Origin of the sequence: Hymenobacter rubidus, from assembly GCF_016734815.1 — a bacterium.
GTDB lineage: Bacteria > Bacteroidota > Bacteroidia > Cytophagales > Hymenobacteraceae > Hymenobacter > Hymenobacter rubidus.
On record NZ_JAERQF010000008.1, the window covers coordinates 100,323 to 120,909 of the forward strand.

Genomic DNA, 20,587 nt, shown 5'->3' on the forward strand with positions numbered 1-20,587 from the left:
CAATTGCAGCCTTCATCCATTAGAAACCCCGCGCCCCGCGCATGATTGAGCTACCTCCCCGCTACGATGAACCCCTGCCGGCGGCTTTTTTTCCGGCATCTGCTCCGGCAGCATTTTCCCGTACCGATTTTGGTTCGGACTTCCATTGGGGAGCTTCTGCTGCGGCTTACCAAACCGAAGGCGCCTGGCAGCACCAGGGCAAGGGCCCCAGCATCTGGGACGATTTTACGCGCCGCAAGGGCGCCATCCGGCGCAACGAGCACGGCCGGGTGGCCGCCGATTTTTACAACCGCTACGAAACCGATTTGGACCTGGCCAGCGGTTTGGGTCTGACGGATTTTCGCTTTTCCGCCGCGTGGTCGCGGGTGCTGCCCGAGGGCGTGGGCGCGGTCAATCGCCGGGGGCTTGACTTCTACGACCGGCTGGTGGATGCCTGCCTGGAGCGCGACCTGCGCCCCATGCTCACGCTCTACCACTGGGACCTGCCCAGTGCCCTGCAAGCCAGGGGCGGCTGGACCAACCGCAGCATCGTGGGCTGGTTTTCGGAGTATGCCCAACTCATGGCCCGCCGCCTCGGCGACCGGGTGCCGCACTGGGCCGTGCTCAACGAGCCCATGGTCTTTGTGGGCGCCGGGCACTTGCTGGGCATTCATGCGCCCGGCCGGCGGCACCTGGGGGCCTTTCTGGCGGCGGCCCACCACGCCACGCTGGCCCAGGCCGAAGGCGGCCGCGCCCTGCGCGCCCTGCTCCCCAATGCGGCCCGGATTGGCACCACGTTTTCGTGCTCATACGTCATGCCCCACCGCCCCGGCAACCGCTTCGACGAAGCCGCCACCCGCCGCGCCGACGCCCTGCTGAACCGCTTTTTTGTGGAGCCCACCCTCGGCCTGGGCTACCCCACGGCCGAACTGCCCGCCCTGCGCTGGCTGCTGGAGCGCTACCAAAAGCCCGGCGACGAACAGCGCATGGCCTTCGATTTTGACTTCTGGGGCATTCAGAACTACACCCGCGAGGTGGTGAAATTTTCGCCCTGGCTGCCGCTGCAATGGGCCGCCCTGGTGCCGGCCAAGCAGCGCGGCGTGCCCTACACCGACATGGGCTGGGAGGTGTATCCGGAATCGATTTACCAAATGTTGAAACAGTATGGAGCCTATCCAAATGCGCCAAAACTGCTGATAACGGAAAGTGGCTCAGCGTTCCCGGATGTGGTAGCGGAGGGGCGGGTGCACGACGCCGCGCGCCGCGCCTACCTGCAGGCCGCCATTGGGCAGGTGCTGCGGGCCAAGCGTGAGGGCGTGGACGTGGGCGGCTATTTCGCCTGGAGTCTAACCGATAATTTCGAATGGGCCGAGGGCTACGGCCCGCGCTTCGGCCTCATCCACGTCGATTACGAGACGCAGGAGCGGATTTTGAAGGACTCAGGGCGCTGGTATAAGAAATTCCTAAGCGGTGCGGCAGTGGTCAATAGCGCGGAAGTGGCATTGCGCACTGGCGCAAATACGGTGCAGTAAGCCTGGCCATCATGCCGAGCGCTGCCGAGGCATGACTGGCGGAAAGCGCGGACTTGCAGAGTCCACGCTACATCACAGCAGCATATCGCGGCAGCTCAGAAACTTCTCAACCAACTGCTCTGGCCGCTGCTCGTCAAATTCCTCAAAGCCCAGCACGAAGGCCGGCGCGGGCTGCACGAATTTGATGGCCTTGTTCACCGCTTCCAAGTAGGCGCTGATGCGGTTTTTGCTGCCTTCAGCGGCGGCAAACACGGCATCCCAGCGCAATGCCTCCGGGTCTTTGCGCACCAGAAACGGAATGACGAAAGGCACAAAGCGTCCGAAAATCGGGTTTTCGTCGGTAGTCAGGCGGGTATCGGGCCAAATGTGAAATTCGGCGAACGAGACGGGCGGCACTACCACGAAAGAAGTCTTTTCAACGGTCATTTCCGCGAATAACTCCAAGCGGTTGGGCTGGGTGTAGAACTGGGCGTAGGCCGCATACCACACCGTCACCCCCACTTGGTTCACCAGCTGGTAGGGATGGAACGTGCTGGCAATGCCCAGTCCGCCGTGGTTGCCGATGACGAGGTTATACAATTCGCCAAACTTCGCTAAATCAGTAGATTGCTGGTAGGGGTAATTGGTGAGGCCATAGAGATAAAAGCTGGCGAAGTCATTGAGGGAAGGGCCGGTAGGCGCGGCGGGAGGGGTGGTATCGGACAAAACAGAGTTGGCCGGTGAAAATTGGTGCGGCTGGGACAAATTTCGGGAAAGTACTCGTTTGCAGCGCTGTCAGGCACGTAAATCACGAAATCCAAAGCTCTTCCGCTTGTTTGATATGCCAATTGCCGTTGGTTTTTTCCACCAGTAAAATCTCTCCAAAACCACACTTGCTTCCACAACTCATATCGTACCGAAGTAATGCTTTGGTTTGCGTTGCGTTGAATACAATTTTCGAAAAGCGAACGGTAGTACGCTCCCAATTAAATCGCCTTTTGCTAGTTGAGGGGCGTGAAATAATTTTTGCCGTGCAAAGTTGAAAATCAGTTGGTAAAATATCCGATTGCAGGGCATTGAGTTGATGAATAGCGTCAGCGGTGTCACTCCGAACAACCTGAGAAAACAGCAAATTTATTCGGATATTTAGTTGAGAAAATGCGTCAGGGCTTTCTGTAGCTTGGGATGCTGGGGGCAAGGTGAAGGGATGAATTCCTCGACGCAAATCCGTATCCAGATAAATTGTCTTAAATCGTGCACTGTCACCGAAAAGCCGGTTCTGCTGAACTGCCTCTAATTCTTTTCGAACTGTCTCATATCGCCTGAATTCCTCAGTGCCGAGCTTAAAATCGGAACCTTGCGGAAACTGTAATTGGATTGCCTCCCGGATTTGCTCGTTGGCGCTATCAGGCAAATAGCTGCTGTAGAAACGCTGCTCAATTAGCTCGGTCAGCACTTGGTTATAAAGCCGCTTCTTCGGGTCGGTATGCGTGCAGGGGCATTCCCTAAAGCTGGGCGGCTGTGGCTTGGCGCACATCGTGAGCAGCAGGAGCAAAAGGAAAAGTGGTTTCATAGGAAGTTCAGGGTTTCTGAGCGGCAAGAGAAGCTTATGTAGCTTGCCGAAACTTGTGCGCTGCCTCCCAACGCTGCGCAATCCGTAATAGTCTATGCTCCTCACCATCTCCACCACCTACCAGCCCGCTACCGACCTGGGCTACCTGCTGCACAAGAACCCGGCGCGCCTGCAGAGCATCGAAGTAGCCTCAAGGTCCCCGAACTCTCCCTTATCCTCCTCATTGGCAGCACGGGCGCGGGCAAATCCACGTTTGCGCGGCGCCTGTTCAAGCCCACGGAAATCGTGTTGTCGGATGCCTGCCGGGACCTGGTGGCCGACGGAACCGGGCGCGGTCGGCTCCTTGTTTCTACCTTGCCGCTCTAAATCATGCGCCCATGAAGCCTACTATACCCACTGCCCGCCAAGCCGCCAAGCGCCAGCAAATTGCCGAAGCCATGCGTGCCTCGTTCCGTATCGAGGGCATCCAGGTATCGGCCGAGCAGGCGCAGGCCGCCTTGCGCAAGGTGGAAGCTAGCCTGGGGAAAGCGTCCGCATAAGGACCTGCATGGGCGCGTAGTTGCCCAGGCCGCTCTGTTGCACGCCCGCCACGTAGCGCGGGAAGGCGGCGGCGTCAATCAGTTCCCAGCGCAGCCGCTCGTATCCTTGCTGTTCCAACATCAGGTTGGCCAGCAGGCGGGCGGTGCGGCCGTTGCCTTCCCGGAATGGGTGAATGAACAGCAACTCGCCGTGGATGGCACCCACCCGGTCCAACAAAGCGTTGTGGTCGGCTGGCAAGGGCTCGCGCAGCCATTCCTGCTCAAACTGCTGCATCGAAGCGGGCAAAAACCGGGCGGCCGGAAAGGTAAAGCCGCCTTTGGAAATATTCACCTCACGGTAGCGGCCCGCGAAGGCATAGAGATGGCCCAGCGCCAGCTGGTGCATTTCCAGCAGATAGTTCAGGGTGAATTTGGTGGTGGGCATGAGGGCTTCCGTCAGCACGATATCGGCCCGCAGAAAACCTTCAAACTCGGCCAAGCCAATGGCTGTGGCATCGGTCAGGCCCAGCAGATTTGGCAGGATTTCGCTTTCGTGAGCAGAGGCGCGGTACTTATCCATGCGGGAAATTATTCCTCAAGCATTCGTTGGCTGATTAATCCTTGATTTGATTTCCGGGCTTTTTTGCGGTCCTCCGACTTCTCCCAATTGAGGTAACGATTTCTGCTGTCGGCATGGAAATGCATATTTCTATCTGACAAAAGAGAAGCTTGTTTAAACATCACGCCATTAAATGGACAGGTGACATAAGGGCAGTTGTGTTTAGAATAAATACCAAAGTTGCGGTATCTTATTTTTTTGTTTTCTAGTATTCGTTGCTGATTTGCTTTGATATCTTCCCAGGCTTGATGCTCATCAGCTAACGTCAAGTTTTCGCCCAGCGTATTCACTTCAAAATACGTCTGTGGGTCTTTCAATTGCAGAAAGTCAAACGTCTTCGCAAACGCTGCAACCGCCACTTTCCGTAGCTCAAGTTTCTCTTCGAGGCTGAGTTTCGTAGTTTCCACGATGGAGCGAAATAGCCCCAGCGTATTGAAATCCGTGAACTTCTTGTGGTTCTCAATCAGGTGTAGATACTCCCCGAAGGTGAGCGTGTTGAATTGCTTGCCGACTTTCATTCGTGAGGCGTTATTTAGTTAATGCTGTTGGGCTTCGTGTTTGAACGCTGCAAACTCTTCTTCAAACGCCATTCGGGACGGGGAATCTGGCTGGCCGTATTGCGCGGTAAGATGGTCAGCAAAGGAAGTGAGCGGAGTTTTAAGCGATTCTTGCAGTTTGGTTTGAACAGTGAACAGCTCGTTGGGACGACTCAAGTCGACAACAATTAGTCGGTCGGCTACCTGACGGGTGGTTAGCCGAGCTATTTCTGCTTGAAATGGATTGTCATCAACCCAATAGAAATCAGATTCCAACTCAATAGCTTCGGTTTTGAGCGCGTCCCAGTTTGTGGAATGCACAGCATCTTTAAGCTGCTCAAGTGTCGAGGGAAGCAGAAATTGCGAGAGATATTTGAGCGCGGACTGGCTGTCGCCTTTGCAATGCGTGGTCAGCCAGTAGCAATCAAATTGTTGCGTGACGAAAGCAACAAACGCATCAACGCCGGGCGCAGCTCGCGTATTTTTTGACGTAAGCAAAACGCCGTCAATGTCTAAATAGAGCTTCGCCATTGGGTGGAGTCATCATTTGCCCGAAACAATGCCCCAAGATACCCTCAAGGTGCCCGAACTCTCCCTTATTATCCTCATTGGCAGCACGGGCGCGGGCAAGTCCACGTTTGCGCGGCGCTTGTTTAAGCCCACGGAAATCGTGTCGTCGGATGCCTGCCGGGGCCTGGTGGCCGACGATGAAAACGACCAATCGGTCAGCAAAGACGCCTTTGAACTGCTGCACTACCTGGTGGCCATGCGCCTGAAGCGCGGGCTGCTCACCGTGGTCGATGCCACCAACGTGCAGGAGGAAGGCCGCAAGCCCCTGGTGGCCTTGGCCCGCCAATACCACGTGCTGCCCGTGGCGATAGTGCTCGACGTCGTGGCCCAGGAGCGCAACGCCCAGCGCCCCGACCGCCGCCATCTGGGCCGGCACGTCATCGCCAGCCACCGCCAGCAGCTGCGCCGCAGCCTGCGCAACCTCAAGCAGGAGGGCTTCCGGCACATCCACCACCTGCGCAACGTGGGCGAAATCGACGCCATCCAGTCCATCACCCGCGACCGCCTCTACAACAACCGCCAAGAGGAAACCGGCCCCTTCGACATCATCGGCGACGTGCACGGCTGCTACGAGGAACTGCGCGCGCTGCTGGAGAAACTGGGGTATCAGATTACGGAAGAGCCGATTACGGACGTGCGGGATTTGGGCGTGCGGGTGGCGCCGCCGTTGGCCGTGCAGGCGGGCGCCTCACCCCCTGACCCCCTCTCCGAAAAAGGAGAGGGGGCACCGGACCTGCGCAGTCATGCATCCGTTGAACGCACCCCCTCTCCTTTTTCGGAGAGGGGTCAGGGGGTGAGGCGCCCGCCCGAACGACCCGCAAGGCCATTTTCCTCGGCGACCTCGTGGACCGCGGCCCCGCCTCCCCGCAAGTCCTGCGCCTGGTGATGAGCATGGTGCGCGACGGCACCGCCCTCTGCGTGCCCGGCAACCACGACATCAAGCTCCTGCGCCACCTCAACGGCAAAAACGTCACCATCAACCACGGCCTGGCCGAAACCCTGGCCCAGCTCGAACCCGAGCCCGAAGCCTTCAAAAGCGAAGTGCGCCGCTTCCTCGACGGCCTGGTGAGCCACTACGTGCTCGACGGCGGCAAGCTGGTCGTGGCCCACGCCGGCCTCACCGAGGAGATGCAGGGGCGCGGCTCGGGGGCCGTGCGAGCCTTCGCCCTGTTTGGCGAAAGCACCGGCGAGATTGACGAATTCGGCCTGCCCGTGCGCTACGAATGGGCCCGCGAGTACCGGGGCCGCGCCATGGTCGCCTTCGGCCATACGCCCGTGCCCGATGCCGAATGGCTCAACAACACCATCGAACTCGACACCGGCTGCGTGTTCGGCGGCCGCCTCACCGCCCTGCGCTACCCCGAGCGCGAGCTCGTGGCCGTGCCCGCCGCGCAGGTTTACTGCGAGCCTGTGCGCCCGCTCAACTACCGCCGCAGCACGACAAGTAGCACGGACTCTGTAGTCCGCGAGTCAGAACAACCCGCAGAGCCGGGGGCGAAGGCATGGTGGTGAAGCCCTACGACTTAATTCCCCAGGGCAAAGGCGGCCTGCTCCAGCCCGCCCTCAAGTGCCGCGGCCGCGAGTACCTGCGCATCATCTACGGCCCCGACTACCTGCTGCCCGGCCACCTCGACCGCCTCCGCCAGCGCAACGTGAAAGCCAAGCGCAACCTCGCCCTGCGCGAGTTCGCCCTCGGCGTCGAGGGCCTCGAACGCTTCGTGGCCGGCCAACCCCTGCGCCGCGTGCACCAGTGCGTCTTCGGGGTGCTAGCGCTGGAAAACGAGGCGGTGGACCCGCGGTTGTGATTTGTTTCCAAGTCAAAGCAACAAAAAAGCCGCTTCAACAACGGCTTTTTTGTTGCTTGAGTAATTTATTTAGAAAAGTTCACCTTGAATTTTTGCGTCAACTTTACAGCTGAATTTGATTTTTAATTCCCTGACAAGCTGAAAATCATTAATCCAACGGACATTCATATTGTCGCAAACATTCGGGATTTTGATTCTATTGGAATTTGCTGCTGTAACTTTTATTTCCTTGGTAACAACACAAGCATGTGCTTTGATAGCATGAGCAATTAGCCAAGGGTCTGCCAACGAACGTTGTTTAGTGTTATCTACAAGGTATTTGTGTGATTCGTTGGCGGCATAAATCTGCTTTAGAATCTCAGTTACGTTACCGTCAATTTTATCAATAGGGATTTTGCTTTTCTTCAGCCATTTGCCTAAGTCGTCTTCGGTATCGGCGACTTCATTATAGACCATTTGGGGAATGAAAACGCGCTTCTGTACACCAAGGTCATTGAGGACCTGCCAATATAATGGGCAAAAATCAGGAGAGTAATAGCTTTGCCAAGCTTGAATCAGCACGTTGGCATCGAGACAGTACGACTGTTGATTCATGCTTATTTATAAAGGAAATCCTCAAATTTGGAAAAGCTGGTCACTTTCGTTTTCAATAAGTTGCTGGCTTGAGCGGGTGGAAGTGAGCCACTTCGAAAAGCATCTAGTACAACTTGCGTAAATAGACGCCCATTCTTGTTCAAAAGCAACAGATAAGGATTAGGTCCTCCTTTCTTGTCTTTCTGGCGTTCTTTTGCTGCGGCTTCTTTCTTAAGGAACTCTCTAAAATCAGCGTCAGCAACGTGTTTGAGTTCTCGATATTTATCTAAAGAAATTAAGTTTAGTTCAAGTGCCCGAACTAGGAAGGCAAACGAGCTAATTCCAATAGTCTTGGCTGTTCTAAATACCACACTGCCTGACTGAAAGGTGTTTTTAGGCAATGCTCGCATTAGTTCAGAAGGCATCAGAGCATTAGCTGCCACTTCGTTGCAGAACAATTCGACGAGATGAAATTTGTCTTTTCCGCGCACTAATGAATCAGTAGCGTTTGAAATGCCTGATTGCGCAATCCAGATGTGTGCTAGTTCATGAACTAATGTGAAAAGCTGAGGCGCATCCCAATCGCCTGAATTGATAAACACGAACGGAGCATAAGAGTCAGCAATAGTGAAGCCCTGCAATTCCTCACTGTCAATTTTCATTCGAGTGTGAATGAAACTGGTTCTTGAAATGAATATGCCCCGCTGCTCAGCTTTAGATATCCATTCTCTTATAGGATTATCCGTCGAATAGAAGGAAGGATTGATTTCAAGTTGTGAAAGAATAGACTTTGCAACTTGCTGCGGCGAAGATGATAAAGTGAAACTTCCTACAAAAGGCAGCGGCTTTTCTCCACTCTCCTCATACACGTCATGTAGCCAAGCTTGTTTCTGCTGCATCTCACGAATGATAAAAACAGAAGCCGTGCCAAGGGGCGAAGCATTTTTAGTCCGGAAGTCTTGAAGTGGCTGAAAGTCTCGGGGGATTTCAGGAAGAAAGAACAGCGCGAAAGGACGGCGATAAGCCTTAGCCAAGGTTTCAGCTTGTCGAACCGTTGGTTGCTGAGTACCTTCTTCCCAATCGTTCAGCTTTTCAGGCGTAGTCGGAACCTTCGCTGCCGCTGTTTCCAGGGACATACGAGCTGATTCGCGCGCCCACCTAAGAACCTTAGGTGTTATAAAAGCCTTGTCTGCCACCTTTTAGCCTAACTCGTAGGTTTTTATCTAATTTGTTTAGCACAAACATAGGACGAAAAGTTCGCCCTATGGCTTTGGGCTAGTGTTTGTGGCCCTTGCAATTAGTCATTACGCGGCAAATGGATTCATGTCTGCTTTCAGGCATCCTAGCAGCTACTCTCGCATCCCCCTACAAATCCGCGAAGCTGCCGCTACCCAACGTGCTTCCCATCAGCTTTTTCCACCAGCGTGCGCTCGATGCGCCGGTCGGGGATGAGCCACATCAGCGCCACGGCCACGTAGATGCCGCCCGCCACCCACGGCTGCCAGAAGCTGGCCGCGATGCCCGCCAGGTAGAGCGGGGGTGAAGCCTTTCCCTTAAAGTCGCGCCCGACGGCGCGGGCCAAAGTAGCGTGTGGACCTTCGATGGCAATGATGCAGTTCTGAAGCACGAAGTAGGCCACGCCGGCCATGAGCAGTATCACACCGTACACGGCCAGCGTGGCGGGAGCGAAGTGGTTTTCACCCATCCAGCCCGTCACAAACGGCACCAGCGACAGCCAGAACAGCAGGTGCAGATTGGCCCACAGGATGCCGCCCGATACTTTGCTCGTGCTGGCCAGCATCATGTGGTGGTTGTTCCAATAGATGCCGATGTAAATGAAGCTCAGTACATAGCTGAGCACCACGGGCAGCAGCGGGCGCAGGGCGGCGAAATCGGCCCCGTGCGGCACTTTGATTTCCAGCACCATGATGGTGAGGATAATGGCCAGTACGCCATCGCTGAAAGCTTCGAGTCGTTGTTTATGCATGCGGGGTTTGCGGCGGACTGCCGGGCAGTGCGTGAGTTGCGAAAGTAGTGCGACGCAGCGCCCCCTACTACTTTCGTGGCGTATACTTCGTTGAACGTCATGCTGAGCGCAGCCGAAGCATCTCTACCACACAACTAATCCTGTCGATTGGATTTGCTGCTGCGGTAAAGATGCTTCGACTGCGCTCAGCATGACGGCCTACCAGATAATTTCCACATGCAAACCCGCATTTCCACCGCCCTGCGCCAACTCGAAGCCACCCACGGCATCCGAATCCTCTACGCCTGCGAGTCGGGCAGCCGGGCCTGGGGCTTTCCCTCGCCCGATTCGGATTTCGACGTGCGCTTCATCTATTGTCATCCGCCGGCCTGGTACCTCACGCTGGACGAAGGGCGCGATACGCTCAACTTCCCCATCGATGACGAGCTGGACCTGGCCGGCTGGGAATTGCGCAAGGCTTTGCGCCTGCTGCGGGCTTCCAATGCCGCCCTGTTTGAGTGGCTGCAATCGCCGGTGGTGTACCACGAGGCGCTGGATTTCCGGGCGCGGCTGGCCTCGCTATTGCCCGCCGCCTTCAATCGCAAAGCCGGCCTGCACCATTACCTGGGGCAACTTCGCCACGGGGTAGAGGATGATTTGAACAGCGAGGAAATCCGTCTGAAACGCCTGTTCTATGCCGTGCGCTCGGCGCTGGCCGCCCGCTGGATTCGGCAACGACCGGCGTTGCCGCCCATGGAATTTGCGCCGCTGCGGGAGCTGCTTCCCAATGCCTTGCAGGCCGATGCGGACGAGCTGCTAGCCCGCAAAGCCACCGCCGACGAGAAAACCCGGATACCGAATCCAGTGGCACTGGTTAGCTTCCTGCAAGCCGAACTGGCGACCGGGCAAGCTGCCCGCGAAACGCTGCCAGTGCTGCGCCCCGGCACTGTAGCCAGCGAGCTGGATGCAGTGTTTCAAGCCTTGCTTAGCGAAGCATTTGTGAAATAAGTCAGCAATTTGCCTAGCATTAAATACCTTTCCATTTTGTGCCGGGTGGCTTTTATTTTATCTGCACACCAGCGTCAATCAACATGACTATTGCCGACCTGCGCCGCGAAAACCTCATTCTCTTCGAAGCCATTAGCGGCAGCCGCGCTTACGGCACTAGTTTGCCGCATTCCGATACCGATTTGAAAGGCGTATTCATTTTGCCCGAAGCCCGGTTTTATGGGCTCGATTATATACCGCAGGTGGCCAACGACACCAACGACGAAGTGTTTTATGAGTTGCGCCGCTTTGTGGAGTTACTCCTGAAAAATAACCCAACGGTGTTGGAATTATTAGACACCCCGGCCGACTGCGTTGTGTACAAACACCCGCTTTTTGAGCAGTTTAAAGCGGTTGATTTTCTCTCAAAAATCTGCCGTCAAAGCTTCGCCGAATACGCCGTGGCGCAAATTCGCAAAGCCAAAGGACTCAACAAGAAAATTAACCATCCCGAGCCACCAGCCCGCAAATCGGTGCTGGATTTCTGCTACGTAACGGTAGGTGCGGGCGCGCAGCCCGTGGCCACCTGGCTGGCCCGCCACGGCTACACTGCCGGGCAATGCGGTCTGGCCAACGTGCCGCACCTCAGCGACTTATACGCCCTGTTTGTGGATGACACGCTGGAGCGCCGCTGCGGCTACCGCGGCCTGGTGCGCGACCCGGATACCTCGCAGGAGGTCGTGCTTTCTGCTGTGCCGAAAGGCGAGGAACCGGTGGCGTATTTGTCCTTCAACCGCACTGGCTACAGCGTGTATTGCCGCGCCTTTCGGGAATATTGGGAATGGGTAGAGACGCGAAATGCCGAGCGCTACCAAAACACCGTGCAGCACGGAAAAAATTACGACGCAAAAAACATGCTGCACGTTTTCCGCCTGTTGCAAATGGCAGAAGAAATTGCCAAGGAAGGCCGATTAAACGTGCGCCGACCTAATCGGGAATTTCTGTTGCAAATTCGACGCGGCGAATTTGAGTACGAAGAATTGGTTGCCGAAGCAGAGAAGTGGGTTGTCCGGGTCGAAACGACCTTTGCCGCATCCCAGTTGCCCGACGCTCCTGACAAAGCTGCGGCTGAAAACCTCCTCATCAAGCTGCGAAAACAATTTTATGCACATACAGACACTACCGAATTGACTCGGTAATGGCCGTGGTAAATGACCACCCCACGTCAGTGCCTGCGGCTTCGTATGCTCTGGTCGACAGCATGTTGCGTTGCATTGAGTTTCTCGCTGAATAATTACCGGCAGGCATCCGCCGCTACAGGCTCCTTACAGGCACTATTTTCACGCCCGTATACAGTTTCGGATTATCGACAGCAGACATGGGCTCGATGCTAAAGCGCTTGTCGAACTTGCTGACGTTGGCCAATTTCAGCAACGTGGTGTAGTCCGCCGCGTGTCCGCTCTTGGTCTTGACAAAGAAGCTATTGACACGCAACGTTGCCGGGTCATAGCTCACTTCCAGGGCCGTTGTATCGCGCCAATACGTGTAGAGGGCTTCGGTCGTGCCGTTTGCCGACGCGCGGGGTGTTTGGTCATGGTCGGGCCGAATAGACTGGCTAATCAGTGGCCTTGCGATTTCATTAGCATTGAGCCCCAGCAACGCCGGAACATCAAAAGCTCGTTGAACCGTCGGTTCAGTGGCTACAGTGGGGGTTTCTACAACCGTCTGGTCGGTTGTAGCACAACCCAGCAACAGAGCTAGCGGAAGAAAGAATGGATATCGCATTTTCAAAGCAATTTAAATGAACTTGTGTATACGATAACGCTTCTAAAACAGCTAATCTTTATGAGGTATATGCCTTAAAATTCCGTTGCGTTTAAATTCCTGCGATGCTGTTCTGACACACGGTTGAATTCAGCTTATTTCTCTGCGCTGGCTGGGCGCGTGTGCGTGACTGCCCACTGCGCTGCTGCCCGGCAACGAATCGGCCTGACTGGAAGTAGACGACCAGTGGGCCCGGCTACAGTGCGCCCACCGCGGCCGTTCCGGTCCTGCCTTGTGCGCTTCAATCAGTACCACGAATTGGACGAGTGCGAAACCCTGCACCGCCAGGGTGCCGGTTTTCCCTGCCAATTCCCGGCTCCGTGCTGCCGCCATGCAAACCCTCAAAAGAACTGCGCGCTCCAGCGCGGAAGCAGCAGGAGCGAACGCCGGGATTGCCGGCGCCGTCGAACTCCATTTACTTGCCAGCAGGGGCGTGACAGTTGGCCGATGTCAGCGGTGGGCCCGGCCGTGGCAGTGCCAGGGAACCTGTTTAGGAAGTCGCTGGCGCGCGTCTCCGACGCGTGCCGACTGGGTCTGAGCCGTTGGCTCGGGTTAGCCATTCCGCCCCGAACGTATTCAGCGCCCGAGCCAGAGGCGCGAAATCAGTCAGCACGCGTCGGAGACGCGCGCCAGCGACTTCCTAAACAGGTTCAGGGTATCCAAACGCCGTTTCAGACCAACTCAACGAAGAAAGTAGTGCCTTCGCCCTCGCGGCTGTCGAGCCAGATGCGTCCGCCGTGCAAGCGCACAATTTGCTGGGTGATGAACAGGCCCAAGCCGGTGGTGGTGTCGCCGTAGAGCCCGGCGCGCTTGGCGGGCGTAAACTTGTCAAACACCGCGGGCTGCATCTCCGCGGCAATGCCCACACCGGTGTCCTGCACCGCGGGCAGCGCCCGGCCGGCCTGTTCGCTCACGCGCACCCACACGTGGCCACCGGCGGGGGTAAACTTAAGTGCGTTGCTGACCAGGTTGTGGACCACCCGGCCGAAGTAGGCCCGGTTGAGGTTGGCCTGGACGGAAGCGGGCGGCACTTCCACGGCGAGGGCAATGCCCTTTTCCTGCGCAGCAAGCCGGTGCACAACCAACTGCGCCTCCAAAAATGCCCCCAGGTCCGTGCGCTCCTTTTGCAAGCGGGCCGCGTCGAGCTCCCCGAGGTAAAGCAGGTCCTTGAGCAGAACGTGGATGTCTTCGCACGCGCGCTGAATGAGGGCAAGGTACTGGCCGGTGGCGGGCAAAGCCCCGGCGGGCAGCGCAAGCTCGCGCCGCAGCAGGTCGGCCAGCAGTTGGATGTGGGCGATGGGCGTTTTCACGTCGTGCGCCACCAGGTGCAGGATGGTTTCCTGTGCATCATACAAGCGCTTGTGCCAAATTTCCAACGACTTGCGGTCGTCGATGTCTTCCACCGTGGTGTAGCCCAGCTCCTGGCCCTGGTCGTCGAAGAGCACCGACGTTACGCGGCACCAGAAGGACGACCCCTCGGGGCGCACCAGGCAGGTTTCGAGGGAAAACGAGGGCAGCTTGTGGGTCCAGAGGCGCTCTTGCAGGTAGCGCCAATCGTCGCGGTGGTCGGGATGAGCAAACTCAAGCAGGGCGCGCCCGAGCAGTTCGTCGGGGTGGGCCATGCCCAGCATGGCGGCCACGGCGGCATTGGCCTGCCGGATGGTGAGCGTGGCGTCAATGATTTTTTGGCCTAGGGGCGACTACTCGAACACGGTCCGGAATCGCACCTGGCTTTGCCGGTACGCCTCGGCCAGCGCGTGCAGTTCGGCCGTGGCGCGTTGCTCGGTGCGCAACGCGTGGTTCTCGGCTTGCAGGGCCTGCAGGTCGGTGGGCAGCGGAGCAGGCGGCGGAGCGGAAGACATGGCGGTAGAAAAACGGTGCGCGCAAGGTAGCCATTCTGCAAGGGGCAGAGCCGTGCCGGTGAAAAATAGGCGACGCCCTCAACCCGCCCGCCGCAACATCGCTTGCTTGGCAGCGCCGCATTGAGCAACTGATGAGGCCAATGGGCACTTGCAGAGAAAGTCTCTTTTTTCTAAACGGCGGCCGTATTCCATATTCCAGAGGACATTTACTAATGGCAAAACGGCCCGGAAACGCAGGTTTTCCTTGAGTAATTCAGTGCTCATTTAACGGTGGCAAAAATGCTCCTCAAAAATGGCCTTTACAGGTTGACTTTCGAGGGGCACTTTTCTCCCCATTAATCATCCGTTTTTTGGAGGGTTCGCGGTTCACGAAACTCATCCACTTTACGCGTTTCGTAAACTTTGATTCGTAGACGAGTTTCTTAAACTCGCCAGGTGCTGGAGCGGCCTGTTGGCTATCTTTTACCGAGCTGCGATTGTAGTTTAGTAAACCGAGCCTTACATTGGCAGGTCGTTGTTCTTTTGATGCACTCTTGCTCTATGCGAATACATGTGCTGGCTTACTGGGGGCTTTGCTGTGTTTATCCGTTGGCTGGACATGCCCAGCAAGTTGCCGACCACTTAGAACCGAGCAGGGGCAGTCTGTTCGAGGACAAACGCCTCCAGCCCTTCTATTCGGCCCTCCAGCAAGTGTTATTTGCCGGCCTCTCCGACAAGCCCCTGGCGCGTATCGTCGTGGTGCCCTCCTTCGCGCCCGAATACCTGGTCTCGGTGGAGCAGAACGCCGGCACCTATACCCTCATCAGCCGCGTCTGCCAGCAGCAAGTCCAGGCGGCGCTCCGGGAGCAGCCGGCGCGGCGCGTGACAGCGCAAACCCGCACGGCTCCATTGCCCGAGCCGCTGGCGACGGCCGTGGTGGCCGTCATCCGCCAAGCCCTGGCACAGACCCAATACCCTGCCCCCGTCCCGCGTTACCAATTGGACGGCACGGCCTACTATTTTATGGCGTTTCAACGCTGGGCGGGGTGGTGGAATGGCCAAACCTGGTCACCGGCCTCGGATACGCGGATGCGCGCGTTAGTGGACCTGGTGGCGCATTTGAAAGAACTGACCGCGGACCCCGCCAACCAGCAACGGCAACTCGACTTGCAGCAGGAAGCCGCGCAGTTACTGGCCCGCCTGACAAGCAAATAAAGCGCAGTTACTAGTTCAGCGAAACGGTACTACGTTAAACGCGCTCTGTTCAAAAATAGGAGTATCCGGACTTCCCTTAGGTCACAATACGCCTATTCAGCGGAATTTCAACAACAGTTAGCGCCACCCACTGCAGGCCAAGTACAACCAGCAATGCCAGTCCATACCACACAGCCAGGGCCCATTTTCGCTGCACCAGGGCAACTAACGCCCCAAGCAGATTAACGGCAATAGTAAGCATAATAACCGCAAGCATGGACCAGCCATCCGGCCCCTCACTTTGCAGGCAATTACCCAGCAGCAGCAGGAGTAAGACTAGATTCAACCCAATGGGCCATGCCAGGGAGACAAGCGCAGGCCGGTTTGTAGCATTCTTCAAAGTCGTAACTTCTGGCATGAATAAGGACGCTTCCGCTCGTCGCAGCTGACAATACTCAAACGTACTTCAAGTTCACGTTAACGGTGGTTCAAGTTAGAAAGGAATAGAATAGCGCTACGAAGCCCCGCCCACCGGCGGGGCTTTTTTCGTCCTATGTCCCGCTGAGTAGCCCCCGCATCTTGGGGACATGAGTGACTACTCCGCCGACTTTCAGCGCATCCTCGACGAGGAGTTGGGCAACTACGCCACCCGGGCGCTGGCGCTGCTGGCGGCTTCCATCGAACAGAAGGGCCTCGTCTTCACCCAGGAACTGCTCCAGTCCCTGCGCTCGGAAGTGGTGGCGGCTTCGGCCCGCCACGTGGCCAGCATGGGGGTGGCCTTCGAGCAGTACGGCCGCATTCGGGACATGAAGGGCATCAACCGCCGCAAAGCGCCGCCGCTCGATGTCATCGAAGCCTACGTGGCGAAGGTCGGCATTGACAAGTTCAGTTACGTGCCCGGCTACCGCTACGGGCAATTTCCGCTCACCAAAGCCGTGGCCCTCAACCGCATCGCGTGGGGCCTCTCCCGCGCCATGCTGCGCGACCAGAGCCAGGTACGCCCCAAGGCCTGGTTCGCCAAAACCTTCTACGGGTCGATTAACCGCTTCATCGACGCCGTGACCACCCGCTACGCCGCCCAAACCGGCACCCACCTCGCCGCCAGCATCCGCCTCTAATGGGACAAGTAAGACAGGACAACGTCCAGATTAAGCTCGAAATCGACGGCTCGCAGTCGCGCACCGAACTCGATAACCTCACCCGCAAGGCCCAGGTGCTGCAGGACGGCATGAAGGGCCTGCGAAAAGGCACGGAGGAGTACGTGGCGGCCAATAAGGAGCTGAGCACGGTCAATGCCCGCATGGCCGAACTGCGCAAGGAAATCGGCCTTACCTCGCTCACGATTCCGCAGCTGGGCAACTTGTCGCGGCAGCTCAACCGCGAGTTGGGTCAGCTCACGCCCAACACCCAATCCTTCGTCGATAAAGCCCAGGAGCTGGCCGAAGTTGATGCGCGCCTGGCGCAGGTGCGCCGCGAGGCCAGGGGCGTGAAGGAAGAGCTGGACAACGCCGGCGGCGGCTTCGGTGATTTCCTGAAAAAAGCGGTGGCCTTTACCGGCATTCAGCTGGGGGTGGAGGCCGTGCTGAGCGGGCTCAAGCAGCTCGGCTCGGAAAGCATCGACGAGTTTGCCCAGGCCCAGGGCGCCGCCGCGCAGCTGGAGGCTACGCTCAACAGCACCGGCCACGCGGCCGGCCTCACCAAGCAGGAGCTGCTCGACCTGAGCACCGCCCTGGAAGGCAAAACCATCCTCGACGGCGACGCCATCACGCAGGCCCAGGCCGTGCTGCTCACCTTCACCAAGATTAAGAAGGGCGTGTACGAGGAGGCCTTGCCGGCCATCGTGGACATGGCCACCAAGCTGGGCGGGGACGGAGAGGCTGACCTGAAAGGGGCCACCATTCAGGTAGGCAAAGCGCTGAACGACCCGGTGAAGGGCATCACGGCGCTGGCCAAAGCCGGCGTGTCGTTCTCGGAAGACCAGAAAACGATGATTAAGTCGCTGGTCGATACCGGGGACGTGGCCGGCGCGCAGGCCATCATCCTGCGGGAGTTAAAAACGGAGTTCGCCGGCTCGGCCGAGGCAGCGGCCAAAGCCGGTACCGGCCCGCTGAAACAGTTCCAGATTCAGATTGGCAACGTCAAAGAGGGGCTGGGCGAATTGATAGTGGACGGGTTGCAGGCCATGCAGCCGGTGCTCACCGCAGGCCTGGGCTTGTTTACGTTCTTCATCGAACTGCTAAAGGGCACGCCGGCATTCCTTTCGGAAAACAAGGCGGCGCTCCTGGGCCTGGGCGTGGCCATCGTCACGCTCAATGCCGAGCAGGTCATTCTCAACGGCTTGGTGCTCTACCAGGCCGTGGTGGAAAAGGGACGGGCGGCGGCCACGCTGGCCAGTGCCACCGCGCAGCGCGTGCTCAACGCCGCTATGAGTGCCAACCCCATTGGATTGGTCATCGCGGCCGTGGCCCTGCTGGTAGGCGGCCTGGTCACGCTTTACGATAAGAGTGAGAAGGTGCGCGAGGTGTTTGCCGGCCTTTCCGCCACGGCCAAATCGGTGTTTACCAGCATCAAGGAGGTGGTGGTAAACCAGCTGGGCAGCGTGGCCACGCTGCTGGCCGGCATTTTCACCTTCAACCCGGCCCTGATTAAAAAGGGGCTGGACGAGTTGGGCCCGGTGCTGAGCAAGGCCGGTACCGACGCCGCGGCCGCCTACCACCAGGGCTACGCCGCGCAGCAAGCTAAGGAACAGGCCGCGCAGGCGGCGCGGGCCAGTGAGCAGCGGGCCGAATTGGCGAAAAAGGCCCAGGCCGCGGCCAAGAAAACAGCGGAGGAAGAGTTGAAGGCCAACCTGGAAAGCCTGAAAAACCGGGAAGCCCACATCAAAGCGGCCCTGGCGCTGGTGGCGGCCGGCTCGGCGGAGGAGTTGCGCCTGAAAAAGCAGGAGGTGACGACCAAGCGCGACATCGAGTTGCTGGATGAGAAGAAAACCGCCGGCGACAAGAAAGTGATTCGGGCCGAAGCCCTGCGCGATTTGCACCAGCTGCAGGACGACTACGATACCAAAACCAAAGCGGCCGCTGAGAAACGGGCCAAAGACCAGGCCGACGTGGACAAGCGCATCGCCGACCTGAAGGCGGCGCTGCTCAGCGACGAAACCGAGAAAAAGATTCAGCAGCTGAACGCGGCCGCTGAAAAAGAGAAGGCCACCGCCAAGGGCACGGCCGAGCAGATTGCCGAGCAGCGCAAACTCATCGACGAGAAGCTGGCCGTGGACGTGGCCGAGGTGCGGCGGGCCCGGGCCCAAAAGGAGGCGGAAGAGGAATTAAGCATTGAAAAGCAGCGCAATGCCCTCATCCAAAACGAGTGGGAGCGCCGGGCGGCGGAGCTGCGCACGGCGGCCGCCGGCGAGCTGCTTAAAATCCTCGACACCGACCGCAACGCGGCCGAAAAGCGCCGGCTAATTCAGGAAAAGCTCCAGCGCGACCTGGTGGCGCTGGAAGCCAGCCGGGTGGAGCAGCAGCGCCAGGTGGCCGAGCGCATCGCCGCCATTGACGAGGACATTGCCCGGCGCCGCATCGAGCGCCGCCGGCAGCAGGCGGCCGAGTTCAGTGCCGCCCGCGCCCAGGCCGATGCCGACGAATACGCCCTGCGGAAGCAGCAGCTCGATGCGCAGTATGCGGAGGAGTATTTTCAACTGGGCCTAAGCGAAGCCGAAAAGCTGGCTATTTCGCGCAAATACCTCGACGACAAGGAAGCGCTGGAGGAGGAATATGCGCAGCGCTCGAAGGACCGCAACCGGGCCGGGACAGAGTTTGCGCTGGGCATCGGGAGCCAGGCCGTGCAGGCATTGGCCGATTTCTCAAAAATTGACAGCGATAAGGAGCTAATCCGCATCGAACAGAGCAAGAAAAAGCGCCTGGCCCAGCTGGAGTCCGAGTACAAGGCCGGCCGCATCGCCAAGGAGTCCTACGAATCGCAGAAAGCCGCCATTGAGGCCAACTACGACGCGCAGACCCGCCGGGTGAAGAAAGACGCAGCCGAGAAGGAAAAAGCCTTCAACGTGGCCCAGGCGGTGATTCAAACGGCCCTCTCGGTCATCAAGGCCTCGCCGAACGTGCCGCTGATGATTGCCGCCGGCGTGACGGGCGCGCTGGGCATTGCCAAAATCATTGCCACGCCCATCCCCGAGTTTGCCCGGGGCGGCGTTGTAGGGGGGCCGAAGCCGACGTGGCGCGAGCGGGTGCGGCAGTTTGCCTCCGGGGGGAGCATCAACCCGGTGGCCGGCGTGCCGGCCGTGGGCCAGCTGCACAGTGGGGGCGGCATCCGGATGGTCGATGGGGCCACGGGCGAGCACCTGGGCGAGTGGGAGCGGGGCGAGCCCTACATGATTCTGAGCCGCGACACCTACGCCAACAACCGCGAGCTGGTGGACGCGCTGCTCGATACGAGCCTGCACCGGGGCGGGGCACCGCTGCGCCGGCAGCCGGGCTACTACGCGGATGGGGGCGTGGCCGGCAGTGCCCCTGCGACTGGGGCCAGTACCGGCCCGGGCAGTCAGGAGTTGGTGCAGGCCGTCAACCGGGTCGAATCGGCCGTGCGGGCCCTGCCCAGCCGGCAATACGTGGCGTGGACGCCCGGCGACACGGCCACGCTGGAGGATGAATTAAGCGACCGCCAGCAGGTGCGTGAGGCGAACGGTATTCAGTAAGCCGTGCCACAGTAAATGCCACAGTAAAATAAAAAAGGCCATTTCCGTGCTGGAAATGGCCTTTTTTGCAAACGGTAGCGGTCTGGACGGGACTCGAACCCGCGACCTCCGCCGTGACAGGGCGGCATTCTAACCAACTGAACTACCAAACCGTTTGCCGGACAGAAAACGCGACTGTTTTCCGTTTTGGTGCTGCAAAGGTAGGGGAGAAAAAGTGCGGCCCGCAAGCCTGGGCGTAAGTTTTTTCGCAAAACGACATGGATAGAGAGCTTGAAGGTTGTTTTTCAAGGGGATTAATTTTTCATCTCGGCCGAAACGGCGGATGTTTTACCTTTGCCACCCGCTTTCGTGGCGGCATGGAGGGCACAGGTTGCGGGTTCGAG

The 20,587-nt window shown here is 58.3% G+C and carries 23 protein-coding genes, 1 tRNA gene and 1 pseudogene; 12 read left to right on the plus strand and 13 right to left on the minus strand.

Translation table 11 applies throughout. From position 1 onward, the window contains the following. Nucleotides 1-41 precede the first annotated feature (41 nt). Nucleotides 42-1,511 (plus strand): GH1 family beta-glucosidase, encoded by a 1,470-nt coding sequence (locus tag JKL48_RS08180; RefSeq protein WP_201981189.1) that lies wholly within the window; start codon nucleotides 42-44, stop codon nucleotides 1,509-1,511. Nucleotides 1,512-1,583: 72 nt separating this feature from the next. Here JKL48_RS08180 and JKL48_RS08185 read toward each other — a convergent pair whose 3' ends face one another. Together JKL48_RS08185 and JKL48_RS08190 are read right to left on the minus strand one after the other, a co-directional pair. Next, nucleotides 1,584-2,216 carry a hypothetical protein gene (locus JKL48_RS08185; RefSeq protein ID WP_201981192.1) on the minus strand — a complete coding sequence of 211 codons (633 nt, stop codon included), beginning with the start codon at nucleotides 2,214-2,216 and terminating at the stop codon, nucleotides 1,584-1,586. An 82-nt stretch (nucleotides 2,217-2,298) separates the two neighbouring features. After that, nucleotides 2,299-3,063, minus strand: coding sequence for a hypothetical protein (locus tag JKL48_RS08190; RefSeq protein WP_201981194.1), 765 nt, complete (start codon nucleotides 3,061-3,063; stop codon nucleotides 2,299-2,301). Nucleotides 3,064-3,157: 94 nt separating this feature from the next. Here JKL48_RS08190 and JKL48_RS23735 point away from each other — a divergent pair. The 3 genes and pseudogenes from JKL48_RS23735 to JKL48_RS08200 all read left to right on the plus strand — a co-directional run. Next, nucleotides 3,158-3,208: pseudogene (locus JKL48_RS23735) on the plus strand (hypothetical protein); the annotation flags it as partial. A 77-nt stretch (nucleotides 3,209-3,285) separates the two neighbouring features. Then, complete coding sequence (locus JKL48_RS23740; RefSeq protein WP_394368847.1) at nucleotides 3,286-3,429, plus strand: hypothetical protein; 144 nt, start codon at nucleotides 3,286-3,288, stop codon at nucleotides 3,427-3,429. Nucleotides 3,430-3,440: 11 nt separating this feature from the next. Continuing rightward, on the plus strand, nucleotides 3,441-3,602 hold the full coding sequence (locus JKL48_RS08200; RefSeq protein ID WP_201981369.1) for a hypothetical protein: 162 nt from the start codon (nucleotides 3,441-3,443) through the stop codon (nucleotides 3,600-3,602). Here the strand turns inward: JKL48_RS08200 and JKL48_RS08205 are convergent. Genes JKL48_RS08205 through JKL48_RS08215 form a run of 3 tightly spaced genes read right to left on the minus strand, consistent with a single transcriptional unit; the run spans nucleotide 3,577 to nucleotide 5,267 of the window. Beyond that, the gene (locus tag JKL48_RS08205) at nucleotides 3,577-4,161 is read right to left on the minus strand and encodes a Fic/DOC family protein (protein WP_201981200.1); all 585 of its coding nucleotides are present in this window, start codon (nucleotides 4,159-4,161) and stop codon (nucleotides 3,577-3,579) included. The genes JKL48_RS08200 and JKL48_RS08205 overlap by 26 nt on opposite strands. 8 nt (nucleotides 4,162-4,169) lie before the next feature. Further along, complete coding sequence (locus JKL48_RS08210) at nucleotides 4,170-4,718, minus strand: hypothetical protein (RefSeq protein WP_201981202.1); 549 nt, start codon at nucleotides 4,716-4,718, stop codon at nucleotides 4,170-4,172. A gap of 18 nt (nucleotides 4,719-4,736) precedes the next feature. After that, nucleotides 4,737-5,267, minus strand: coding sequence for a hypothetical protein (locus tag JKL48_RS08215; RefSeq protein ID WP_201981205.1), 531 nt, complete (start codon nucleotides 5,265-5,267; stop codon nucleotides 4,737-4,739). Between the two features lie 28 nt (nucleotides 5,268-5,295). On the opposite strand from JKL48_RS08215, the gene JKL48_RS08220 reads away from it, so the two are divergent. From JKL48_RS08220 to JKL48_RS23075, 3 genes are read left to right on the plus strand one after another with little or no spacing between them, the layout of a single operon-like run. Further along, a complete protein-coding gene (locus JKL48_RS08220) occupies nucleotides 5,296-6,192 on the plus strand; it encodes an AAA family ATPase (RefSeq protein WP_236668676.1) in 897 nt (298 codons plus the stop codon). After that, nucleotides 6,150-6,818, plus strand: coding sequence for a metallophosphoesterase (locus JKL48_RS08225; protein ID WP_317191908.1), 669 nt, complete (start codon nucleotides 6,150-6,152; stop codon nucleotides 6,816-6,818). The genes JKL48_RS08220 and JKL48_RS08225 overlap by 43 nt, the downstream gene beginning before the upstream one ends. Next, nucleotides 6,809-7,111, plus strand: a complete 303-nt coding sequence (locus JKL48_RS23075) for a hypothetical protein (RefSeq protein WP_236668677.1) — start codon at nucleotides 6,809-6,811, stop codon at nucleotides 7,109-7,111. Before JKL48_RS08225 ends, JKL48_RS23075 begins: the two co-directional genes overlap by 10 nt. A 69-nt stretch (nucleotides 7,112-7,180) precedes the next feature. Here the strand turns inward: JKL48_RS23075 and JKL48_RS08230 are convergent, their stop codons facing one another. The 3 genes from JKL48_RS08230 to JKL48_RS08240 form a co-directional block, all read right to left on the minus strand. Further along, nucleotides 7,181-7,705, minus strand: a complete 525-nt coding sequence (locus JKL48_RS08230) for a DUF4411 family protein (RefSeq protein WP_201981207.1) — start codon at nucleotides 7,703-7,705, stop codon at nucleotides 7,181-7,183. A 2-nt stretch (nucleotides 7,706-7,707) separates the two neighbouring features. Beyond that, on the minus strand, nucleotides 7,708-8,880 hold the full coding sequence (locus JKL48_RS08235) for an ImmA/IrrE family metallo-endopeptidase (RefSeq protein ID WP_201981216.1): 1,173 nt from the start codon (nucleotides 8,878-8,880) through the stop codon (nucleotides 7,708-7,710). A 191-nt stretch (nucleotides 8,881-9,071) separates the two neighbouring features. Then, on the minus strand, nucleotides 9,072-9,671 hold the full coding sequence (locus tag JKL48_RS08240; protein WP_201981218.1) for a TMEM175 family protein: 600 nt from the start codon (nucleotides 9,669-9,671) through the stop codon (nucleotides 9,072-9,074). A gap of 216 nt (nucleotides 9,672-9,887) precedes the next feature. On the opposite strand from JKL48_RS08240, the gene JKL48_RS08245 reads away from it, so the two are divergent. Beyond that, the gene (locus JKL48_RS08245) at nucleotides 9,888-10,658 is read left to right on the plus strand and encodes a nucleotidyltransferase domain-containing protein (RefSeq protein ID WP_201981231.1); all 771 of its coding nucleotides are present in this window, start codon (nucleotides 9,888-9,890) and stop codon (nucleotides 10,656-10,658) included. An 83-nt stretch (nucleotides 10,659-10,741) separates the two neighbouring features. Then, complete coding sequence (locus JKL48_RS08250; RefSeq protein ID WP_201981233.1) at nucleotides 10,742-11,836, plus strand: DNA polymerase beta superfamily protein; 1,095 nt, start codon at nucleotides 10,742-10,744, stop codon at nucleotides 11,834-11,836. A gap of 115 nt (nucleotides 11,837-11,951) precedes the next feature. Here the strand turns inward: JKL48_RS08250 and JKL48_RS08255 are convergent, their stop codons facing one another. The 3 genes from JKL48_RS08255 to JKL48_RS08265 all read right to left on the minus strand — a co-directional run bounded on the left by JKL48_RS08255 (nucleotide 11,952) and on the right by JKL48_RS08265 (nucleotide 14,323). Further along, the gene (locus tag JKL48_RS08255; protein WP_201981234.1) at nucleotides 11,952-12,422 is read right to left on the minus strand and encodes a hypothetical protein; all 471 of its coding nucleotides are present in this window, start codon (nucleotides 12,420-12,422) and stop codon (nucleotides 11,952-11,954) included. 710 nt (nucleotides 12,423-13,132) lie between these two features. Further along, entirely contained in the window at nucleotides 13,133-14,143 is a 1,011-nt protein-coding gene (locus JKL48_RS08260) for a PAS domain-containing sensor histidine kinase (RefSeq protein WP_317191912.1), read from the minus strand. Nucleotides 14,144-14,161: 18 nt separating this feature from the next. Further along, a complete protein-coding gene (locus JKL48_RS08265) occupies nucleotides 14,162-14,323 on the minus strand; it encodes a hypothetical protein (RefSeq protein ID WP_201981236.1) in 162 nt (53 codons plus the stop codon). Between the two features lie 588 nt (nucleotides 14,324-14,911). Between JKL48_RS08265 and JKL48_RS08270 the strand changes: the two genes are divergently transcribed. Next, the gene (locus JKL48_RS08270; RefSeq protein ID WP_201981237.1) at nucleotides 14,912-15,517 is read left to right on the plus strand and encodes a hypothetical protein; all 606 of its coding nucleotides are present in this window, start codon (nucleotides 14,912-14,914) and stop codon (nucleotides 15,515-15,517) included. A gap of 76 nt (nucleotides 15,518-15,593) precedes the next feature. Here the strand turns inward: JKL48_RS08270 and JKL48_RS08275 are convergent, their stop codons facing one another. Further along, entirely contained in the window at nucleotides 15,594-15,914 is a 321-nt protein-coding gene (locus JKL48_RS08275; RefSeq protein WP_201981239.1) for a hypothetical protein, read from the minus strand. A 169-nt stretch (nucleotides 15,915-16,083) separates the two neighbouring features. Between JKL48_RS08275 and JKL48_RS08280 the strand changes: the two genes are divergently transcribed. Both JKL48_RS08280 and JKL48_RS08285 read left to right on the plus strand, forming a co-directional pair. Further along, nucleotides 16,084-16,614, plus strand: coding sequence for a hypothetical protein (locus JKL48_RS08280; protein ID WP_201981242.1), 531 nt, complete (start codon nucleotides 16,084-16,086; stop codon nucleotides 16,612-16,614). Then, nucleotides 16,614-20,204 (plus strand): hypothetical protein, encoded by a 3,591-nt coding sequence (locus JKL48_RS08285; protein WP_201981243.1) that lies wholly within the window; start codon nucleotides 16,614-16,616, stop codon nucleotides 20,202-20,204. The genes JKL48_RS08280 and JKL48_RS08285 overlap by 1 nt, the downstream gene beginning before the upstream one ends. 78 nt (nucleotides 20,205-20,282) lie before the next feature. Here JKL48_RS08285 and JKL48_RS08290 read toward each other — a convergent pair. Beyond that, nucleotides 20,283-20,356: transfer RNA gene (locus JKL48_RS08290), tRNA-Asp, on the minus strand. Nucleotides 20,357-20,587 lie beyond the last annotated feature (231 nt).

Bases quoted from the DNA above. Each gene is read 5' to 3' on its own strand.
- JKL48_RS08215 (WP_201981205.1), bottom strand. From the start codon at position 5,267: ATGGCGAAGCTCTATTTAGACATTGACGGCGTTTTGCTTACGTCAAAA.
- JKL48_RS23075 (WP_236668677.1), top strand. From the start codon at position 6,809: ATGGTGGTGAAGCCCTACGACTTAATTCCCCAGGGCAAAGGCGGCCTG.
- JKL48_RS08250 (WP_201981233.1), top strand. From the start codon at position 10,742: ATGACTATTGCCGACCTGCGCCGCGAAAACCTCATTCTCTTCGAAGCC.
- JKL48_RS08265 (WP_201981236.1), bottom strand. From the start codon at position 14,323: ATGTCTTCCGCTCCGCCGCCTGCTCCGCTGCCCACCGACCTGCAGGCC.
- JKL48_RS08240 (WP_201981218.1), bottom strand. From the start codon at position 9,671: ATGCATAAACAACGACTCGAAGCTTTCAGCGATGGCGTACTGGCCATT.
- JKL48_RS08255 (WP_201981234.1), bottom strand. From the start codon at position 12,422: ATGCGATATCCATTCTTTCTTCCGCTAGCTCTGTTGCTGGGTTGTGCT.
- JKL48_RS08280 (WP_201981242.1), top strand. From the start codon at position 16,084: ATGAGTGACTACTCCGCCGACTTTCAGCGCATCCTCGACGAGGAGTTG.
- JKL48_RS08200 (WP_201981369.1), top strand. From the start codon at position 3,441: ATGAAGCCTACTATACCCACTGCCCGCCAAGCCGCCAAGCGCCAGCAA.
- JKL48_RS08285 (WP_201981243.1), top strand. From the start codon at position 16,614: ATGGGACAAGTAAGACAGGACAACGTCCAGATTAAGCTCGAAATCGAC.
- JKL48_RS08180 (WP_201981189.1), top strand. From the start codon at position 42: ATGATTGAGCTACCTCCCCGCTACGATGAACCCCTGCCGGCGGCTTTT.
- JKL48_RS08190 (WP_201981194.1), bottom strand. From the start codon at position 3,063: ATGAAACCACTTTTCCTTTTGCTCCTGCTGCTCACGATGTGCGCCAAG.
- JKL48_RS08205 (WP_201981200.1), bottom strand. From the start codon at position 4,161: ATGGATAAGTACCGCGCCTCTGCTCACGAAAGCGAAATCCTGCCAAAT.
- JKL48_RS08230 (WP_201981207.1), bottom strand. From the start codon at position 7,705: ATGAATCAACAGTCGTACTGTCTCGATGCCAACGTGCTGATTCAAGCT.
- JKL48_RS08210 (WP_201981202.1), bottom strand. From the start codon at position 4,718: ATGAAAGTCGGCAAGCAATTCAACACGCTCACCTTCGGGGAGTATCTA.
- JKL48_RS08220 (WP_236668676.1), top strand. From the start codon at position 5,296: ATGCCCCAAGATACCCTCAAGGTGCCCGAACTCTCCCTTATTATCCTC.
- JKL48_RS08275 (WP_201981239.1), bottom strand. From the start codon at position 15,914: ATGCCAGAAGTTACGACTTTGAAGAATGCTACAAACCGGCCTGCGCTT.
- JKL48_RS08245 (WP_201981231.1), top strand. From the start codon at position 9,888: ATGCAAACCCGCATTTCCACCGCCCTGCGCCAACTCGAAGCCACCCAC.